Origin of the sequence: Barnesiella sp. CU968, assembly GCF_905219685.1 — a bacterium.
GTDB classification, from domain to species: Bacteria; Bacteroidota; Bacteroidia; order Bacteroidales; family Muribaculaceae; genus Lepagella; species Lepagella muris_A.
This window is the reverse complement of the sequence record NZ_CAJMXD010000538.1, coordinates 1-1,529: the sequence shown is the minus strand read 5'-3', so window position 1 is coordinate 1,529 and position 1,529 is coordinate 1. Positions and strand designations below refer to the sequence as shown.

The 1,529-nt window shown below is 46.1% G+C and carries 1 protein-coding gene; it reads left to right on the top strand.

Going from position 1 to position 1,529, the window contains the following annotated elements; genetic code table 11:
* Positions 1-33: 33 nt before the first annotated feature.
* Positions 34-1,485 (top strand): transposase, encoded by a 1,452-nt coding sequence (locus tag JX312_RS13485; protein ID WP_204458428.1) that lies wholly within the window; start codon positions 34-36, stop codon positions 1,483-1,485.
* The last annotated feature ends 44 nt before the right edge of the window (positions 1,486-1,529 follow it).

Sequence of the window (1,529 nt, the reverse complement as noted above, 5' to 3'; positions counted from 1 at the left end):
TTTTAAGTACCACCAAAAAACTAACTCAAAGCCATGTCGATACACAAAATTACTCCTTTTCTCTCGGATATCAAAGACTTTTTCAAAAATTCCGATATGACAGCAGCCATACAGAACATAAGTTCTATACTTGGGCAGGTCAAGATGACCGAGCGCGACACGCTTGCAGTAACAAGCAAGCGTAACTGTGTTTACCGGTTGCTGACTGTATTCCAATGTCTTCTTCTTTTCCCATGTTTCGGCATTAGAAACGCATACCGCAATCAGAAGTACGGTACACTTGATTCGTTGATTAAGGCCAGAAAGGATGTTTTCTACCGCTTTATGGNAAATCCCGATATAGACTGGAGAAAGACTCTCTGGCATATATCGGTACAGCTGTGGAACCGAATACATATCCGTTCTGACCATAAAGCCGATGAGGTGTGTCTGATTCTTGACGATACCGACCATGAGAAGACAGGCCGGACTATTGAAAAAATCGGGCGTGTCCATTCCCATCTGGCTCACAAAGCGGTGCTCGGATTTAAGTGTCTCTGTATGGCTGTCACCGACGGAGTGTCGCAAATGCTTCTCGACCTCGCCATCGTCGGAGAGGAAGGAAAGAAAGGGAACTACGGTATGAGCGCCAGGGAACTCAAACGGCGTCGTATCACGGAACATGACAGCGAGGCGCTTCGCAAGCGTGAGCAGGAATATGACATGTCCAAGATTGTGCTTGCAAAGCAGATGATAAAGCGGGCCATCCGTCGAGGCATAAGGTTCAGCTACGTGTTGGCAGACAGTTGGTTTACCAACAAGGAGATTGTCCAGTTCATCCATAGCCGCCATATCAAATGCCATTGGCTTGGCATGATAAAGGTCGGAGAGAACGGTAAGACAAAATACCATACCAAACACGGAGACCTTTCTGCTCCAGCACTTGTGAAACTCGGTAAAAAACTCAAATTGCAGAAGTACAGCCGCAAGCTCAAATGCTACTATATCATGTTTGATGCCACGTTCGGAGGTGTCCCTGTAAGGATATTCCTTGTACGCCGGACCCAACACGGCAAATGGAACGGATTGCTTACAACCGATACCGCAATGGATTTCTTCAAGGCATGGCGGATATATTCCAGACGCTGGGCTCTTGAAGTCGTNTTCAAGGATTGCAAGACCAATCTGGGATTCGGCNAGTGCCAGAGCACCTGCTTTGCATCTCAGATTGCCGCCGCCACATTGTGCTNTCTGCAGTATAATATCCTTTCCATCGCAAAACGCTTCAGCGATTACGAAACTATCGGCGGTCTCTTTCGGGATATTTCCAAAGAGACAGTCCAGCTCTCCGTCGCCCAACAGATATGGGGAATCCTTCAGGAGCTTGTCTCGGCAATAGCAAGAGTCTTCGGCCTGCTGGACGAAGAAGTCTATGATGCGGTGATTAATCATTCTGATGAATTGGCTCATATCGCTAAATTTTACAATCTGAAATCAGCAAGTTGAACTTGCGAAACTTAAATAAGTAAATTTAATAATTTTGTATTGTC